Here is an 18,381-nt window from a genome sequence, read left to right as displayed (position 1 = left end):
ACCTTTAAAACGCCAGACCCCCGCACGAAGGCGGGGGTCTGAAGTTATCAACGACAACGGTAGGCTATTTGGTTTTCATGCCTTTACCGATGCTCGGATCGTTTTCGATTTTGCGCGTAATGTAGTACTGCTGCGCCACCGAAATGATGTTGTTGACCACCCAGTAGATGACCAGACCCGCCGGGAACCACAGGAAGAAGAAGGTAAAGATGATAGGTAGCATCTTCATGATCTTCGCCTGCATGGGATCCGGTGGGGTCGGATTCAACATCTGTTGAACGAACATCGAAACGCCCATCAGAATCGGCAAGATGAAGTAAGGATCCTTCATCGATAGATCCTGAATCCAGAAGATAAACGGCGCGTGGCGTAGCTCAACCGATTCCAACAGCATCCAGTAAAGCGCAATGAACACCGGCATCTGAATCACAATAGGGAGACAGCCTCCCAGAGGATTGATCTTCTCCTTCTGGTAGAACTTCATCATCTCTTGCGACATTTTTTGCCGGTCGTCGCCATACGTTTCTTTTAAGCGCTGCATTTCCGGGCCGAGTTTACGCATCCGACCCATCGATTTGTACGCTTTGGCGGAAAGCGGGAACAGTGCTGTCTTCACCAGTACGGTTAACAGAACAATCGACCAACCCCAGTTTCCAACAACGTCGTGGATCTTATCCAGCAGCCAGAAGAGCGGATTAGCGATAAACCATAGCCAGCCATAATCCACGGTTAACTGCAGGTTAGGAGCGACTTCCTCCAGGTAATCCTGCACTTTGGGCCCCATGTAAAGGGTGGCACCTAGGGTGGCATCACTGTCGGCGGCAACGGTGTTTGTTGGTCCTGCAAACGCCACTACATTGCGGTTACTGGAATCCGTTGTGACGTAGAAAAGGTTCTGTTGACCCTGTGGGGGAGCCCAGGCTGATACAAAGTAGTGTTGAATGATCGCAATCCAACCGCCCTGAGCTTCACGATTATCGAAGTTACTGTTTTGTATATCTTCGAAGTCGATCTTCTCATAACGCGCATCCGGCGTTGAGTAAGCGGCACCCAAATAGGACTTCATCCCCATCGATACACCGCTGGACGGGTCAGGACTGTTATCGCGAGCCAACTGACCAATAAAGCGTGCGCTGATGGGCGCATCCGTATTGTTGGCTAGGTAATAGTTAACATTGACTGCGTAACTACCGCGCTCAAAGGTAAGCCGCTTAATGACCTCAACACCGTTGATGTCGGCAGTGAGGTCTACGCTGAGTTCTTCCTCATCATCACCTAACCGATACTCTAAGTTTTCTGGCGTAAAGGCGATGCGGTTTGCTTGACCATCGAGTTGAAGGCCCGACCGAGCCACGTAACTGCGGTTGTTGTTATCGGACAACAAGACATAGTTGCGTTCGGAATCAAGAGAAAGTTTGTGCTGCGGTAAGGCGGCATAAACGATATCGCCACCGTGTGGATCAATGCGTACATCAAGAACATCAGTGGTGACTGCAATGAAATCACGGCTGGCGGTTTCGCTTTCAGCAGCGTCAGAGATGCCTTCACCCACCGCGCCTTGCGGTGCAGAGGTAGTCGGGACGGTTAAGCCGCCTTCAGCCTCTTCTCTATCGCTTGCTGGTGCTGCGTTACTGCGTTGTGTTGTTTCGGGTACTGAATCGTAATTCGGCTGCCCGTAATCCTGATTCCACTGGACGACTAGCAAGTACGCAAGTACGGCTAGTGGAATCAGTAATAAAAGTCGTTTTACGTCCATGAGGGTTCTGCCCGCTGGGTGGTGAACATGCTAATGGCGCAGTGTCATTTACTCGACCCTTGACACACGAAAGCCTGCCAGGCGGCAGGCCGAGGTCGAGCGGCGAGGTGTGCACCAACGGTCACGTGTCACGCTCTGGCGTTGGTGCTGCGATCACCGCCTGTGCGTCGCGCTGGAGTCGCTTCCACATGCCATATAACTGGCGATGCAAGGTATCGTTATCGATATCCTGGACGCCTCGTCGGGCAAGCACCACGATATCCACAGAGGGTAGGTGATGTTGGCGAAGACGGACGGATTCTCGAACGAGACGCTTAAAACGGTTGCGATCTACGGCGCGTTTGACATTTTTCTTGCTAACGATCAGTCCAAGGCGAGGATATCCCCGTGTACTCAAGCGAACTAACGCCATCATACCTTTGCCATGCACTTTTAGGTCAGCTTGCTCGAACACGTGACTAAAATCCCCAGCATTTAGTAACCGTAATTGCCGGGGAAAGCCTTGCTGCGGCACACGCAATCCGAGATCAGGCGCTCAGACGCTTGCGGCCTTTGGCACGACGACGTGCGAGGACGGCGCGACCATTTTTGGTTGCCATACGAGCACGGAAGCCATGCGCGCGCTTGCGCTTGAGAACGCTAGGTTGAAAAGTGCGTTTCATAACTCGTTATTCCCACGTGGTTTAGGACGGAAAGTGAATTCCAAAAACCCCGATCCAGTGAGGAACTAGCCGGGGAGAATCAATTCAAGACCGGAAATTGTAGAGACTTCCTCTGCTGGGTGCAATTTTTCCTTGCATAAAATGCTTGGCGACGTGTTTGCAAGTCCGCTGATACGGGCTCATCCTCGGTCATTGCTATTTCTATTATTACTAGTAGGTAGTTCTAAACTTATTGTTATTAATAGTGGGGATACTAATTGTGTATAAGTGCTTTTATTAATTTATAATCAACAGCCTATAGCGATTAAAAATCTGTGTGTAAGTTTCGTATAAACGGTCTAAAAGGTGTTGGTTAGATGTGATTAACCCGCTTGGAATAGGTATTTTTCAAAACTGTCCACGTTCCTCCACAAGGTTTTCCTCCCCCTTTATGCCAAGTTGTCCACAGGCAATATACGGGCCTAAACCTGTGTGGATAACCGAGGCTTTGGGCGCTACAATAGTCGCCCGTTTTCAACTGATGGTGAGATGAGTGTCACTGACGCTTTGGCAACAGTGCCTGGACAACCTGCAGGATGAATTGAACTCCCAACAGTTCAATACCTGGATAAGGCCGCTGCAGGCAGAAGAAGGAGAGTCCAACGAGCTGCGCTTATTAGCGCCTAATCGCTTTGTGCGCGATTGGGTGAGTGATAAGTATGCCAAACGGATCAGTGAGCTGATGCGTGAACTCGCACCGGCTAAACCACCCAAGGTCAGTTTGACCGTTGGAAGTCGCCGCTTGGCGACACCGCCTCCTCAACATCGAGATTTAGGTAACCCAGTATCAGCAGCGCCGGCACGACCTTCTGCTCCGGCGGTACACACACCACCTCGTGGTGATGTGGCGGATGAGCGTGAAATTGATAAGCTGCGTGATGAAGCACCAAGTAAGCGTGCCAACGAACGCCAAGTGCAGGTAGAAGGCAGCTTAAAACATGGTAGCGGGCTTAATCCTAATTTTACTTTTGATACCTTTGTAGAAGGTAAATCGAACCAACTGGCTCGTGCAGCCTCCCGGCAAGTGTCTGAAAACCCAGGCGGCGCTTACAACCCCTTATTTTTATACGGTGGTGTGGGTCTGGGTAAGACGCACTTAATGCACGCCGTGGGCAATGCCTTAGCGACGCGTCGTGAAAATGCCCGTGTGGTCTACCTGCACTCGGAGCGTTTTGTTGCTGACATGGTCAAAGCGTTGCAGCTTAATGCGATTAACGATTTCAAACGCTTTTATCGCAGTGTTGATGCGTTACTGATTGATGATATTCAATTTTTTGCCGGCAAAGAGCGCTCGCAGGAGGAGTTTTTTCATACCTTCAATGCGCTTTTGGAAGGTGGTCAGCAAATGATCCTGACCTCTGATCGTTATCCTAAAGAGATCAGTGGCGTAGAAGAGCGCTTAAAATCGCGTTTTGGATGGGGCCTGACGGTAGCTATTGAGCCGCCTGAGCTGGAAACCCGAGTGGCGATCTTGATGAAAAAGGCTGATCAGGCTAAGGTCGATTTGCCCCACGATGCGGCGTTCTTTATCGCGCAAAAAATTCGTTCCAATGTGCGGGAGCTGGAAGGTGCCTTGAAAAAAGTGATCGCCGACTCTCACTTCATGGGCAAAACGATTACCCAAGACTTTATTCGAGAGTCCTTGAAAGATCTGCTGGCACTCCAGGATAAACAGGTAGGCGTCGATAATATTCAGCGCACGGTGGCCGAGTACTACAAGATCAAAGTGGCGGACTTGCTTTCCAAGCGCCGCTCCCGCTCTGTTGCCCGCCCCCGTCAGGTAGCGATGGCGCTGGCTAAGGAATTAACCAATCATAGTTTGCCGGAAATTGGCGATGCCTTTGGCGGGCGTGACCACACAACGGTGCTTCATGCCTGCCGAAAAGTTAAGTCGTTGCAGGAAGAGAGCGCGGATATCCGTGAAGACTACAAGAACTTGCTACGCCTGTTGACCAGTTAAGATCTGTCTGAGGAGTCGACGCGCGCAGGCAGTTTCAGACAGAGCATAATCATCCCATGGGACGGACCTGCAATGTACAGGTCTTTCAGGATATAGAACCGGAGTATTGATGAAATTTTCGATTTCCCGAGAGGCGCTGTTACGTCCGCTGACTCTGGTCGCTGGTGTTGTCGAACGGCGCCAAACACTACCTGTGCTGTCAAATGTGCTTATTCAGGTAGACGGCGATCACGTATCGTTGACCGGTACAGATCTAGAAGTTGAACTTGTTGGGCGTACAGTGGCCAGTCTCGTTGATCAGCCAGGTGCTGCCACCGTGCCAGCCCGTAAGCTAATGGATATTTGTAAATCATTACCCGATCAGTCTGATATTCAGTTAGCAGTGGAAGAAGGGCGTGCCGTTTTGCGCAGTGGGCGTTCACGCTTTACGCTATCGACGCTACCCGCGGCTGAATTTCCCAATATTGAGGAAGCTGATGGCAGCCAGGAAATTAGCGTACCTCGTGGCACGCTAAAACACCTGATCGAAGCCACCTCGTTTGCCATGGCGCAACAGGATGTACGCTATTACCTCAACGGCATGCTGCTTGAAATTCAAAGTAACCTATTACGCACTGTTGCCACAGACGGACACCGCTTGGCGATGTGTTCGCGCGCTATTGATGTATCCGTTGAACAATCGCAAAAACTAATTGTGCCGCGTAAAGGTATTTTAGAATTATCGCGGCTTTTAGATGACAGTGACGAGCCTGTCAGTTTAACGCTTAGCTCTAGCCACGTCCGCGCGCATACCGGGGACTTCACGTTTACCTCTAAGTTAATCGACGGTAAGTTTCCCGACTATGAGCGAGTAGTGCCGCGTAACGGCGATAAAGTATTAATTGCAGAGCGCGCTGAGCTGCGCCAAGTACTATCACGTACCGCCATTCTCTCTAATGAAAAATATCGTGGTGTGCGTCTTTACCTTGAGGAAAACAATCTCAAGGTGATGGCTAATAACCCGGAACAGGAAGAAGCCGAAGAGAATATCGCGGTAGAGTATAATGGTGGCGCGATGGAGGTGGGCTTTAACGTTGGCTATTTAGTTGATGTGTTGTCAGTCCTGAACGAAGATCGCGTACAGATTACGCTGGCTGATCCCAATAGTAGCGCACTGCTTGAAGAACCGGGTGGCGGTGATGCGCTTTACGTTGTTATGCCTATGCGCCTGTAGTGAATAGCGCGCGTTGAGCCGTTTCTTGGCAACTAAATATGCATTGTTAGCGGCGCTTCTGACTCCAGACGCGCCGCTAACGCGTTGGCGCTACGCTGCTTTTTTTCAATACTCGGTTAAGTGGTGGTAATTGGATGAGTCTGACACTGCTTAATTTTCAGGGGTTGCGAAATTTACACGCTGTTGAGATGGCGCCCTCTTCGCGCATCAACGTGATTAGTGGTGCCAATGGCAGTGGTAAAACCAGCTTGTTGGAAGGCATTCATATTCTCGGCATGGGGCGCTCTTTCCGTACGCGACAGTTGAAGCATGCAATACAAACCGATGAGTCCCATATGACGTTGTATGGGCGTTTAAGCGGGGACCCTGAGGTTACCCTTGGGGTGCGCCGGTTGCGAGCACAAAGAGAGCTGGAGCTGCGTCTCAAGGGCGATAAGAATGCCCGTTTAGCGGAGCTGGTAGAGGCAATGCCTCTACAGTTAATTAACCCTGATGCTTTCCGCTTGCTTGAAGGTTCTCCTGCTGGTCGACGTGAGTTTCTTGATTGGGGGGTGTTTCACGTGAAACACGATTTTCTACCCATTTGGAAGCGTACACGGCGTGCGCTGAAACATCGGAATGCACTGCTCAGGCGTGGTAGAATACAACCGCAGGAAATAGCCGTATGGGAGCAGGAGCTGGCTATTTGGGGCGAACAGATGGATGCGTTGCGCTTTGAGTGGTTTCAGGATTTCTTGCCTGTTTTCGAAGAAACGCTAAAAGGCCTGCTTCCTCTGCCTGGTTTGTCGCTGCACTATGCACGCGGATGGGATAAAGAACGAACACTAGCGAACGTGCTGCATGACGCCCGGCAAACGGATCAACAAATGGGTTTTACTCAGCAAGGTCCTCAGCGAGCGGATCTGCGAATTAGAATTCATAAGCAGCCTGCAGTTGAAGTACTTTCCAGAGGCCAGCAAAAGTTAGTGGTAAGCGCTCTGAAACTTGCCCAAGGCCGGTTTCTGGAAAGAAGGACACAGCGACGCTGCATTTATCTTATCGATGATTTACCTGCAGAACTTGATGAAAAAAATCGCTATCAGTTCTGTGAGTTACTCGAAGACATGCAGTGCCAGGCATTTATTACCAGCGTTGAACCTTCTGCACTAAGAAGTACGTGGAAGCCTGATACCTGTGTGAACATGTTTCACGTGAAACATACGAAACCAGGGATCAGTCAGTTAGTTTCTGACAGCTAATATGCGTAGCTGTATTAGCTGGCGGTAGCCAATGTACGAGCGCAGAAGCTTTGACGATACGGAATGAGACAGACTTCACGACGGAGTGGTCAATGAGCGAGCAGGCTTACGATTCATCAAGCATCAAGGTGCTCAAGGGACTGGACGCAGTACGTAAGCGTCCAGGTATGTATATTGGTGACACCGACGACGGTACCGGGCTGCACCACATGGTGTTCGAATTGGTGGATAACTCCATCGACGAGGCACTGGCTGGTCACTGCAGTGAAATTCGCGTTGTCATTCACCCGGATGAGTCGGTTACCGTTAGTGATAACGGCCGAGGCGTACCTACCGAAATTCATGAAGGGGAGGGTGTCTCTGCTGCTGAAGTAATCATGACGGTGTTGCACGCAGGCGGTAAATTTGACGATAACTCCTATAAAGTGTCTGGCGGGTTACACGGTGTCGGCGTCTCTGTGGTTAATGCGCTATCCGCCGAATTGCGTTTAACCATTTGGCGTCAAGGTGAAGTCTTCGAACAGATCTATCATCATGGCGTGCCACAAGCGCCATTGAGTGTGGTAGGGAAAACGGAAAAAAGCGGTACAAAAGTACATTTCCGTCCTTCGTCAGAAACATTCGGCAATATCGAATTTCATTTTGATATTCTCGCTAAACGCTTACGTGAGCTCTCATTCCTGAATTCTGGTGTGGCTATTCGCTTAATGGATGAGCGTAGCGGCAAGGAAGAGTTATTCCACTACGAGGGCGGTTTAAGAGCCTTTGTCGATCATTTAAATACCAATAAAACGGTTCTTAATCCTGTTTTTCATTTTAACGCCGTGCGCGACGATGGTGTCGAAGTGGAAGTAGCGATGCAGTGGAGTGAAGCCTTCACTGAAAATATTTTTTGCTACACAAACAACATTCCTCAACGCGATGGTGGGGCACACTTGGCCGGCTTTCGTGCAGGTTTGACACGGACACTCAATAATTATATCGAGGCCGAGAACCTGCTTAAAAAGGCCAAGGTCAATACCTCGGGTGATGATGCTAGGGAAGGCTTGACGGCGATTATTTCGGTCAAGGTTCCTGATCCTAAATTCTCATCACAGACCAAAGATAAGCTTGTTTCAAGTGAAGTTAAAACAGCCGTTGAACAGGAAATGAGCCGCCTGTTCTCAGAGTATCTGGTTGAAAAGCCTAATGACGCTAAAGCCATTGTCAATAAGATGCTTGATGCTGCTCGCGCTCGTGAGGCCGCACGCAAGGCACGTGATATGACGCGGCGTAAAGGTGCGTTGGATATTGCGGGCCTACCGGGTAAGCTGGCGGATTGCCAGGAAAAAGACCCCAGCCAGTCTGAGCTGTACCTGGTGGAGGGTGATTCAGCAGGAGGAAGCGCCAAACAGGGGCGCGACCGTCGCACGCAGGCTATTTTACCGCTCAAGGGTAAAATTCTTAACGTCGAAAAAGCGCGCTTCGACAAAATGCTCTCTTCAGCTGAAGTGGGTACCTTGATCACCGCCCTTGGCTGTGGCATTGGCCGGGAAGAGTTTAACCCCGACAAGCTGCGTTACCACTCTGTCATTATCATGACGGACGCCGATGTTGATGGGTCGCACATTCGAACATTGCTGTTGACGTTCTTTTTCCGTCAAATGCCGGAGCTTATTGAACGCGGACATATTTTTATCGCTCAGCCCCCGCTATATAAAATCAAGCGAGGTAAACAGGAGCTTTATCTCAAGGATGAGCAGGCAATGGTCGATTACCTGACCACGACTGCGCTGGATGGTGCTGGTTTGCACGTGAATGCCAACGCGCCAGCTATTTCAGGATCGCCGTTAGAAGCCTTGGTTAATCAGTACCGCAATGTGATGAAGCGTATCGACCGCCTGTCGCGCGTTTATCCCAATGAAGTGCTGAAGCAGATCATCCACGCGTCTGCTTTGAAAGGCGAAGATAGCCTAAAAGATCGCGTTACCATGCAGAACTGGATAGATGAACTGCAGAAAATTATGGACGATATGGTGGCCTATGAAGGCGGGCCTCGTTACCACTTCCATTTGAAAGAAGATAGTGAGCGTGGGCTTTACCTACCGACGGTTTCATTGGTTGCTCATGGGGTCACCACCGACTATGCATGGGGCTTGGACTTCTTCGAAAGCGCTGACTATCGCGGCATAGCTGAACTCGGTGAAACGCTCGATAACTTTCTGGAAGAGGGTGCTTATATCGCCCGTGGTGAGCGTCAAAAGCCGGTATCACACTTCTCTGAAGTGCTGGCGTGGTTGATGCAAGAGGGCCAACGTGGTCTTTCTGTTCAGCGTTATAAGGGGCTGGGCGAAATGAACCCGGATCAGCTTTGGGATACGACGATGGATCCGGATAGTCGCCGCATGCTTCGAGTCACCATCGAAGACGCTGTGGCCGCTGATATGATGTTTAATACCTTGATGGGCGACGACGTTGAGCCGCGTCGTGACTTTATCGAAACGAATGCGCTTGTCGCTAACTTAGACGTATAGAATATTTGGTATGTGTTTCACGTGAAACACTATAAACAAAAAGCCACGGATCTAGGTCCGTGGCTTTTTTGTGATTTGAGGTGCAGACCATAAGCTAAGTAATGATGGTCAGTTTAAAGAGCCTGCAAGCAGCTCATCTACAAATTCAGCTAAATCAGCGAAAACAAGAGTGCTCTCTAGACCAACGCCTTTCTCTACCGTCTTCTCGCCTTTGCCTGTTTTCACTAATACCGTACGGCAGCCGCAGGCATCTCCTGCCTGTAAATCGCGAAGGCTATCTCCCACCATCCAGCTGCCAGTTAGGCTGTTAATGCCAACCACGTGCTGAATTTCATGCAATAAGCCTGGGAGTGGTTTACGACAATCACATGCATCAGTGGGTCCGTGAGGGCAGTAAGCAATATGCGTAATATGGCCGCCTGCGGCGTTAACTAATGCCCGTAAGCGCGAGTGCATATCGGCAAGGGTGTTCTCGTTGTAATAACCCCGAGCAATGCCTGACTGGTTGGTGGCCACGGCAACGATAAAGCCTGCCTGAGATAAGCGAGCAATGGCATCAATAGCACTGGGGTAAGGTATCCATTCGTCCAATGACTTGATATACGCATCAGAGTCTTGATTGATCACACCGTCACGATCAAGGATAACCAGCTGTTGAGGAGATTTCGGCATGGGTGGTCTCGTACCTAAAGCTTTTTATTGAGCACGGTCAGTGCTTGCAGCGTAATGCTTATTTTACGCCCATCACTTCCTAAAAGCTTAAAAGGAAATCGCTTCAGGCGGAGCAATTTAGGCAGTATTTCACAAAAGCGTTCGCGCACGTCCTGATGGGCATTATTCAAGCCCTCTAAAAGGGCAGGCGTTAAACGCTCGCACTGCGTAGGTGATTTATACAATTTGCCATACAGCGAAAATATAAAGCAGTACCAGTCACGCACCATACAGTCTATCGGGGTATGAACACGACCAGGATCAGTCTCGAAATCAATAAATATGGTTTTCTCTTCGGTGACGAGGATATTGCGTGCAAAGCCTTCGCTAAGGTAGCAGTCGCGCTTATGGACACAGTTAAGCGCTCGGATACTTCGCGTCAAGGTTTGATCGATGTGCTCGGGGTCATCGGTGCTTTTAAGCTTTTCAAGTAACGTGACGGCAGGTTGGGTCGATGTGCCGGCATCAGCAAGTAATAATGCTTGAGGCGTTTTGGCTAAAATCAGCGGCACCTCGATACCTGCTTTTCGTAATGTTTCAATTCTAGTTGCTTCAGTGAGAATACTTTGCTCGCCTCCAACGTTCGGGACTGGTTTAAGCAGGTCCAACTTGAACCAGGCGGCTAACAGGCTAAGTGGGGCGTATGCTAAGCGCGAATTTCGTTTGGCGGCACGCTTTAACCACACTCTTTCTCCTTGAAACGTATGAGGTGCCATTGTTGCCTGTTGCTGTGGAAGTGAGTCGAGTAAAAAAAGGTCATACATACGCTTAGTCTCATGTTTATAAGCAGTGTCAGCATGTCTAAAGTGTTCCTGTTAAAACGATTTGTTATTTAAAGTACGTATTTCAATAATAATCGATATTTTACGCTTATGTTTCACGTGAAACAAAGAAAACCAATCAATAATTAATTTTCACTGACCGCTTTGACGTCAGCACTATTGGCTTATAGAAAAGGACCTTCGGCTACTAGCTTACGAGAACAAGTAGTCAGCGACTGATGGCGCTAGGCGAGTCATAAAAGGGGATTTCAATTTGTTTCACGTGAAACAAAAAACCGATGGCAGATGCCATCGGTTAGCTGGGAAGGGGAGGTAGGCTGTTACTTAGGGGAGGAGAGAAATATCGGCCACTTCTAGAAAGAGGTCTTGAAGGCTAGCAAGTAGAGCCAAACGGTTGCGCTGAATGGCTGGGTCGTCCGCCATTACCATCACCTGATCGAAGAAGGTATCAACCGGTTCGCGCAGAGTGGCCAACACATCCAGTGCCTGCTGATACTCACCTGAGGCAAACAAAGGTGCGACAGTTTTCTGGCTCGTCTCAACCGCATCGTATAGTGTCCGTTCAGCGTCTTCACAAAAGAGACTGGCATCCACTTGAATACTGCCGTCGTGCTCTTGCTTGCTAAGGATATTGGAAACACGCTTATTCGCCGCCGCCAACGCCGTCGCTTCTTCGCGCTGGGAAAATACTTTAACGGCGCGCAGTCGACGGGCGAAGTCGAGGGGGTTAGACACTGGGCGAGCACGAACGGCCAAGTACATTTCAGCACTGATTCCCTCTTCCTGCCCCCAGGCGCGGAAACGATCCAGTACGTAGGTCAATACATCCTCAACCAGGCCATCGGCATTCGGAAGGCCCTGATGCTGTTCAGCGGCGACAGTGAGTAATTCGCGCAGGTCAAGATCAAGCTCACCTTTGACCAGGATGTTAAGGATACCTATCGAGGCGCGGCGCAGAGCAAAGGGATCTTTTGCCCCCGTTGGACGCTGCCCGATACCAAAGATACCTACCAGCGTGTCTAAACGGTCGCTCAGGGCTATCGCTTTGCCTGTCGCATGTTGGGGAATAGTGTCGGTGGCAAATCGCGGCAGGTACTGCTCTTCAAGCGCTTGGGCAACCTCGGCGGGCTCGCCATCCTGCTCGGCGTAGTAACGACCCATAATGCCCTGAAGCTCAGGGAATTCGAGCACCATTTCCGTGACAAGATCGCATTTGGCGAGTGCCACGGCGCGTTTGGCATGGGTTACATCGCCATTGATCCGCTCGGTGATAAAGGTGGCGATAGCTTCACTGCGGCGCGCTTTATCGGCTAAGGTACCTAACTGCTGTTGGAAAACAACGCTTTCCAACTGAGGAATACGCGAAGCCAGTGTGCGCTGTCGATCGGTATCGTAGAAAAACGACGCATCGGCTAAGCGGGGACGAATGACTTTCTCATTACCGGCAATGACCTGGTCTGGGTCAGCGCTATCGATATTGGCGATGGTGATAAAGAGCGGTTTGAGCTTGCCAGCCTCATCAAGCAGGTGGAAGTACTTCTGATTGGCCTTCATGGAAGAGATCAAGCACTCGGCAGGAACTTCCAGAAAGCGCTCATCAAAACTACCGGTCAGGGCCACCGGCCATTCCACTAATCCGCTCACTTCTACCAACAGGTCTTCATCGATAACGGCTGTTGCCTCCTGCACCTCGGCCTCTGCCAACACCTGTTCGCGAATGCGCTCGCGGCGCAGTTCTCGATCCACTAATACATAGGCATTTTCCAATGTCGCCACGTACTCATCGGCATGGCCTAGCTGGATGGCATCGGGGGCATGAAAGCGGTGCCCGTAGGTGGTGCAGCTAGCCTGGAGACCGAGTACTTCAGCCGCCACGACATCGCTTCCATAAAGCGCAACCAGCCAATGAACCGGACGAGAGAACTCAACGCGAGATGCACCCCAGCGCATGTTCTTGGGCACCGGTAGCGCATGAATGGTCTTGTGAAGAATGTCGGGCAGCAGCGCTTGAATGGATTCCCCTTGCTGCTGCTCACGAAAACCTAGCCATGTGCCTTTGTCCGTTTCTATATGAATCAGCTCATCTACGCTGACCCCACAGGAGCGGGCAAAGCCTTCAGCTGCTTTGGTGGCAACGCCATCCTTGTAGGCAGCGGCCAACGCGGGCCCACGGCGTTCAACGTCGCGGTCAGGCTGTTTATCGGCAAGCTCTTGCACTTGCACCGCTAAGCGGCGCGGAGTGGCAAAGGCGGTGATACTGGAGAACGGAACATCGGCATCCTGTAAGCCTTTCGCAATACCGGCAGCAAATGCATCAGACAATACATCCAGGGCAGCGGGGGGCAGTTCTTCTGCACCGAGTTCTAATAACAGCGTATTGACAGCCATTTAGTCGTCTCCCTGATCGGCGAGGTGTTCTTGACGAAGTATTTCCGGCGCCATGGGGAAACCTTCTGCCTTACGCGACTCAAAGTAAGCGGTAGCGACATCGCGTGCCATGGTGCGAACGCGCAAAATAAAGCGCTGACGTTCAGTGACCGAAATAGCGTGACGAGCATCTAATAGGTTGAACGTATGCGATGCCTTCAGGACCTGCTCGTAAGCCGGCAGCGGCAAGTTCGCGGCAAGCAACTTGCCACACTCTTTTTCCTGGTGGTCGAAAGTAGCAAATAGATAGTCGACATCGGCATGTTCAAAGTTGTAGGCGGACTGTTCACGCTCATTTTGCAAGTAAACATCGCCATAGCTTACCTTGCTACCATCGGGAGCAATGGCCCATACCAGGTCATAAACGCTGTCGACATCCTGCAGGTACATGGCAAGACGCTCAAGACCGTAGGTAAGCTCGCCAGTAACGGGATAGCACTCGATGCCACCCGCTTGCTGGAAATAAGTGAACTGGGTGACCTCCATGCCGTTTAACCAGATTTCCCAGCCCAGACCCCAGGCGCCCAGGGTCGGAGATTCCCAGTTATCTTCAACAAAGCGAATGTCATGGATAAGGGGATCAAGGCCGAGACGTTTGAGAGAGCCTAAATAAAGGTCTTGAAAGTTGCTCGGTGATGGCTTCATCACTACCTGGAACTGATAGTAATGCTGGAGTCGGTTAGGATTCTCGCCATAGCGGCCATCGGTCGGCCGTCGAGAAGGCTGCACATAGGCCGCGTTCCAGGATTCGGGGCCTATCGACCGCAGAAAGGTCGCTGGATGGAAGGTGCCTGCGCCGACTTCCATATCAAGCGGCTGAAGGATGACACAGCCCTGTTCTGCCCAGTACTGCTGCAGAGCCAGGATCAAGCCCTGAAAGGTCGACACATCGGGTGTCGATTGGTTTGTCGAGACACTCATCGCGGAAAGCACCATTGGCCATGAATTCAGAAGGCGTCAAGTATACAATCCTAGGCACATGGGTTATAGGCACGTATGCCAACAAGCCGCTTTTAGTAAGGAGAACAGCATGATTGTCGTAACAGGCGGTGCCGGTTTTATCGGAGCCAATATAGTTAAAGCGTTAAACACTCGTGGTCGAAACGATGTAATGGTCGTCGACGATCTTCGTGACGGTACCAAATTTGTCAATATAGCTGACTGTACGCTGGCAGATTACCTTGATAAGGATGATTTTCTTGGCCGGGTAAAATCCGCCCTGCGCGGTGAGACCGTTGACCTGCCCAGGATTGAGGCGATTTTCCATGAGGGCGCCTGCTCCGATACTACGGAGTGGGATGGTCACTACATGATGGAAAACAACTTTGAGTACTCCAAGGTGCTGCTCAACTATTGTGAGAAATTTGGCATACCTTTTCTGTACGCTTCTTCTGCAGCGACTTATGGCGGCAGTGAGGTGTTCGAGGAAGCCCCCGAGCACGAGAAACCGCTCAACGTTTATGGCTATTCAAAGCTGCTGTTTGACCAGCACGTGCGCTCGCGCTGGAACGAGTTAACTACCCAAGTGGTAGGGTTTCGCTACTTCAACGTCTATGGGCCCCGGGAGCAGCACAAAGGCAAAATGGCCAGTGTGGCGTATCACAACCATCTCCAGATTCGTAATGGCGAAACCTTAAAGCTATTCGGCGCTTACGGGGGATACGAAGCTGGCATGCAGAGTCGTGATTTCGTGTATGTCGGAGATGTGGTGGATGTAAATCTATGGTTTTTGGACCATCCCGACAAGTCTGGCATTTTCAACCTGGGCACCGGGCGGGCAGAACCCTTCAAGGCAATTGGCGAGGCCGTTATCGACTACTACGGTAAAGGCGAGATTGATTACATTGCCTTTCCGGATGAGTTAAAAGGGCGCTATCAAAGCTATACCCGCGCAAACATCGATCGTTTACGTGAAAGTGGTTGTGACGTCGAGTTTAAAACCGTTGCTCAAGGGGTCAAGGCCTACTTGGGGTGGCTAAATGGGTAACTCAGGCCCACGCTTGCTGGTGGTGGGTCCTTCGTGGGTCGGCGATATGGTCATGGCACAGAGCCTGTTCATGACCTTAAAAGCCCGCCAGCCAAATGCCACGATAGGGGTGGTGGCTCCAACGTGGTCGCAGCCGATTTTAGAGCGCATGCCAGAAGTGGATGAAGTGCTGCCGCTGGCGGTCGGGCACGGTCAATTTGGTTTGGCCAGCCGACGCGAGTTGGCTGGCCGCCTGCGAGGCCGTTTTGATCGCGCGATTGTGCTACCGCGTTCCTGGAAAGCGGCGCTGGTACCTTTTATGGCCCGTATACCGGAAAGGGTCGGTTTTTTAGGTGAACACCGTTATGGCCTTCTCAAGGAGCGCCGTAAGCTCGACAAGCAGGTGCTTGATCAAACGGTAAAGCGTTTTGTCTCGCTGGGATTACCACTAGAAGAGGCCGCAAACGGCAAGTTTCCACTTCCTAAGCCGCGTCTGCAGATTGACCACGATAATCTGGCCAATTTGCGAATCACGCATTCGCTCTCATCGCGTGTAGCAATTGGTATGATGCCTGGGGCTGAGTATGGCCCTGCCAAGCAGTGGCCCATTAATTACTTTCACCGTTTAGCGAAACGGCTGGTGGAGGATGGTTTTGAAGTTAGAGTATTAGGCGGCGCAAAAGATCGGTCGGCAGGAGACGAGATTGTACAAGACCTCCCACATGCCCATAACCTGTGCGGCAAAACACAGTTGGCTGATGCGGTTGATCTGCTGGCAGATTGTTGTCAGGTGGTAACCAACGACTCAGGCTTAATGCATGTGGCCGCGGCGGTAGGCGTTCGTATCCATGCGCTTTACGGCTCTTCATCACCTGCCTACACTCCACCGCTCACCGATAACGCGGTTATTCATTACCTGGGGTTATCCTGCTCTCCCTGTTTTCAGCGGTCGTGCCCATTGGGGCATACCAACTGCCTTAACCAGTTAAGTGTTGATCAAGTCTATCAACAAATACATGGCGATCATCAAAGGGAGAGCATGATTGCTAGTGAATGAACTTAACCTCATCGGCGACGTCGTCGGGTGTTTCAACAATTTGCTCTTGAGGGGACGACGCTTGGGACTCGCGACGTTGAGGAGAAATACCTTCCCACAGGCGATGTTGAAGCGCCGTTTCTTCTTGCAAGCGCTCATTGACGACTTCGATGCCGTGTGACTCCACCAGCGTTTGTTTGTCGCTAAACAGTGAAGTGCCCAGCCCGGCACGCTGCTCTTTTAAACGGAAGCCAAGCGCATCCAACAGAGTAGGGAAAACATCCAGCATGGTCGCATCACGGCGGATACGTTGGGGTGGTATGGCATCACCCAGCATAATCAGGGTGTTGTCGCGATCTAGTGCCGTTAACTGATCCCAAACCGGTACCCGCATTGTCAGATGATCGCTGAGTATGACCACCACGGTGTTATCGAGAAGTCCCTCTGACTCCAAACGTTCAACCAACTGACGCGCTAGCCAGGTCGAGCACTCGACCGAGTAAAGGATATCCTGACCGTCAAACTCGCCCTGTTGCGGCACACACGATTGTGAAGGATAACCATGAGGAGCATGACCAGCGAGATTAAGGCTCACTACGCCCCAGGGGCCGTTATGCTCACTGTTCAAACGGCGTATTTCATCGGCGGTGATGTCGTATAGCGTGTCATCAAAAAGCCCCCAACTATTGACGTACTCAGGATCCTCAAGCAGCGGCTCTAACTCTTCACGGCCTTTGACGGTAGAAAAATGATGGCCGCGATAAAACAGCCCCTTTCCAGCGAACTGAGAACTGGCACCGCCTAAGTAGCTCAGTTGGTAGCCCTGTTTGGCGAGAATATCCCCAAGACAATCGACCCCCGGGACCACTTTTGAAAGCGGTTCAAACTGGCTGTCATGGAGCAAGCCTGCAGGCATCAACGGTACGCCACATTGGCTGGCGATCATACCCGCCATGGTCCAGCCAGTGTTATTCATCTGACGGACCCCCTCAAAGACCGCCCCTCGTTCACCCAGCGCATTGAGGTTGGCGTAGGCATCGCCAAATAGCTCGTTGGCGTAAGTACGTTCAATACTTTCAAGGTACATAAGAAGTAAATTGGGGGGATTCTTTAGCTCCTGAGTAGGAGGTAACTGATAGCGGCGATCTAACCAGGCACCATCATCGGTGACTATGGCCGCGCTGCGTTGACCAAGGCCAAATAGCAGTGGATTACTAGCGAGTAGCACAATAGCGAAAAAGCGTTCTGCTAAACGCCAACGTTGGTCATGACGTGAAAGCCATGTTACCGATGTCAATACACCGATCATGATCAACGTATACAGCACCGCCGTTAACATTTTACCAGCCCCGCCATGCTTGGAAATGCCGGCCTGGAGGTGGAAAAATACGGCCCCTAGATCGACGATGCCAAAGCTATCCGCCAAGTAAACATAAACGCCCCAAAGGCTTAATGGCACTAGCGACCAAGGCCATACTTTACGGTAGCGGGCATTGTTAGGACCTCCCCAGCGTAATTTAAGCCCTAACCCTACCCATATCGCTGCGACAAAAAATAGCGTCCACCACGGTAGGCGAGTAAGCACCGTGACGGTATAGCCCAGGCACAGGCCGATAGTGATAATCGCTATTTTGGAAATAGCACGTGTGTCCATAGGCAACCTAACCATTGAATGTAAATTTAATTAACTAAAGGGATCTTCGATTTCTGTACTGCTACTCGCTAGCCACCAGCCCTCCCCTTGACGTAAGAATCTCTTCCGTCAACGGCTTGAGTGACAGAGATGCTGGCAAAAAAGACAGACAAGAAGTTTATTGTTACATAGGGATTCGTGCGAAAAAACGGTCATTCATCAAGCGTAGCTCGACAGTTCCAGAAAGATCTCTATGATGGGCAGTGTCCGCAGCGATACATCGCCATCAGTATCACTGTAGAAAATCCCTGTACCAAACGCTAATTGCGTCGCTGGCGGGGCGATGGCTCCTTCTTTCCAGAATGCATAGCCACTGCGCAAATATGAGTATTGTAACCTTTGCGCGCTATCTTTGATGTGCCTAAGAGTTTATCATTTAACAAGA

At 50.9% G+C, this 18,381-nt stretch carries 14 protein-coding genes; 6 read left to right on the top strand and 8 right to left on the bottom strand.

The genetic code is table 11. From position 1 onward, the window contains the following. Window positions 1-64: 64 nt before the first annotated feature. From yidC to rpmH, 3 genes are all read right to left on the bottom strand, one after another. The gene (yidC, locus tag ACFFLD_RS14825; protein WP_386041660.1) at window positions 65-1,756 is read right to left on the bottom strand and encodes a membrane protein insertase YidC; all 1,692 of its coding nucleotides are present in this window, start codon (window positions 1,754-1,756) and stop codon (window positions 65-67) included. A gap of 121 nt (window positions 1,757-1,877) precedes the next feature. Continuing rightward, window positions 1,878-2,270 (bottom strand): ribonuclease P protein component, encoded by a 393-nt coding sequence (gene rnpA / locus ACFFLD_RS14820; RefSeq protein WP_386041658.1) that lies wholly within the window; start codon window positions 2,268-2,270, stop codon window positions 1,878-1,880. Window positions 2,271-2,283: 13 nt separating this feature from the next. Next, window positions 2,284-2,418, bottom strand: a complete 135-nt coding sequence (gene rpmH, locus ACFFLD_RS14815; RefSeq protein WP_008959105.1) for a 50S ribosomal protein L34 — start codon at window positions 2,416-2,418, stop codon at window positions 2,284-2,286. A 532-nt stretch (window positions 2,419-2,950) separates the two neighbouring features. Between rpmH and dnaA the strand changes: the two genes are divergently transcribed. From dnaA to gyrB, 4 genes are all read left to right on the top strand, one after another. Then, window positions 2,951-4,417, top strand: a complete 1,467-nt coding sequence (dnaA, locus tag ACFFLD_RS14810; protein ID WP_386041654.1) for a chromosomal replication initiator protein DnaA — start codon at window positions 2,951-2,953, stop codon at window positions 4,415-4,417. Between the two features lie 109 nt (window positions 4,418-4,526). Continuing rightward, window positions 4,527-5,630, top strand: coding sequence for a DNA polymerase III subunit beta (gene dnaN / locus ACFFLD_RS14805; RefSeq protein WP_386041652.1), 1,104 nt, complete (start codon window positions 4,527-4,529; stop codon window positions 5,628-5,630). A 134-nt stretch (window positions 5,631-5,764) separates the two neighbouring features. Continuing rightward, window positions 5,765-6,868: a DNA replication/repair protein RecF gene (gene recF, locus ACFFLD_RS14800; protein WP_386041650.1), complete on the top strand. Its 1,104-nt coding sequence runs from the start codon at window positions 5,765-5,767 to the stop codon at window positions 6,866-6,868. Window positions 6,869-6,960: 92 nt separating this feature from the next. Continuing rightward, complete coding sequence (gyrB, locus tag ACFFLD_RS14795; protein WP_386041648.1) at window positions 6,961-9,381, top strand: DNA topoisomerase (ATP-hydrolyzing) subunit B; 2,421 nt, start codon at window positions 6,961-6,963, stop codon at window positions 9,379-9,381. A gap of 108 nt (window positions 9,382-9,489) precedes the next feature. On the opposite strand, the gene gmhB is transcribed toward gyrB, so the two are convergent. From gmhB to glyQ, 4 genes are all read right to left on the bottom strand, one after another. Further along, the gene (gene gmhB, locus ACFFLD_RS14790) at window positions 9,490-10,053 is read right to left on the bottom strand and encodes a D-glycero-beta-D-manno-heptose 1,7-bisphosphate 7-phosphatase (protein ID WP_386041646.1); all 564 of its coding nucleotides are present in this window, start codon (window positions 10,051-10,053) and stop codon (window positions 9,490-9,492) included. A 14-nt stretch (window positions 10,054-10,067) separates the two neighbouring features. After that, window positions 10,068-10,778, bottom strand: a complete 711-nt coding sequence (locus tag ACFFLD_RS14785; RefSeq protein WP_386041644.1) for a hypothetical protein — start codon at window positions 10,776-10,778, stop codon at window positions 10,068-10,070. Window positions 10,779-11,198: 420 nt separating this feature from the next. Further along, the gene (gene glyS / locus ACFFLD_RS14780) at window positions 11,199-13,262 is read right to left on the bottom strand and encodes a glycine--tRNA ligase subunit beta (protein ID WP_386041642.1); all 2,064 of its coding nucleotides are present in this window, start codon (window positions 13,260-13,262) and stop codon (window positions 11,199-11,201) included. Beyond that, window positions 13,263-14,222, bottom strand: coding sequence for a glycine--tRNA ligase subunit alpha (gene glyQ, locus ACFFLD_RS14775; protein ID WP_386041640.1), 960 nt, complete (start codon window positions 14,220-14,222; stop codon window positions 13,263-13,265). It lies immediately after the preceding gene. Window positions 14,223-14,331: 109 nt separating this feature from the next. On the opposite strand from glyQ, the gene rfaD reads away from it, so the two are divergent. Both rfaD and waaF read left to right on the top strand, forming a co-directional pair. Beyond that, on the top strand, window positions 14,332-15,288 hold the full coding sequence (gene rfaD, locus ACFFLD_RS14770) for an ADP-glyceromanno-heptose 6-epimerase (protein ID WP_386041638.1): 957 nt from the start codon (window positions 14,332-14,334) through the stop codon (window positions 15,286-15,288). After that, entirely contained in the window at window positions 15,281-16,324 is a 1,044-nt protein-coding gene (waaF, locus tag ACFFLD_RS14765; RefSeq protein WP_386041636.1) for a lipopolysaccharide heptosyltransferase II, read from the top strand. The genes rfaD and waaF overlap by 8 nt, the downstream gene beginning before the upstream one ends. On the opposite strand, the gene ACFFLD_RS14760 is transcribed toward waaF, so the two are convergent. Beyond that, window positions 16,314-17,957 carry a sulfatase-like hydrolase/transferase gene (locus tag ACFFLD_RS14760; RefSeq protein WP_386041634.1) on the bottom strand — a complete coding sequence of 548 codons (1,644 nt, stop codon included), beginning with the start codon at window positions 17,955-17,957 and terminating at the stop codon, window positions 16,314-16,316. The genes waaF and ACFFLD_RS14760 overlap by 11 nt on opposite strands. Window positions 17,958-18,381 lie beyond the last annotated feature (424 nt).

This window comes from Vreelandella sulfidaeris (assembly GCF_042429665.1).
GTDB lineage: Bacteria > Pseudomonadota > Gammaproteobacteria > Pseudomonadales > Halomonadaceae > Vreelandella.
This window is presented reverse-complemented; position numbering and strand designations above follow the sequence as displayed.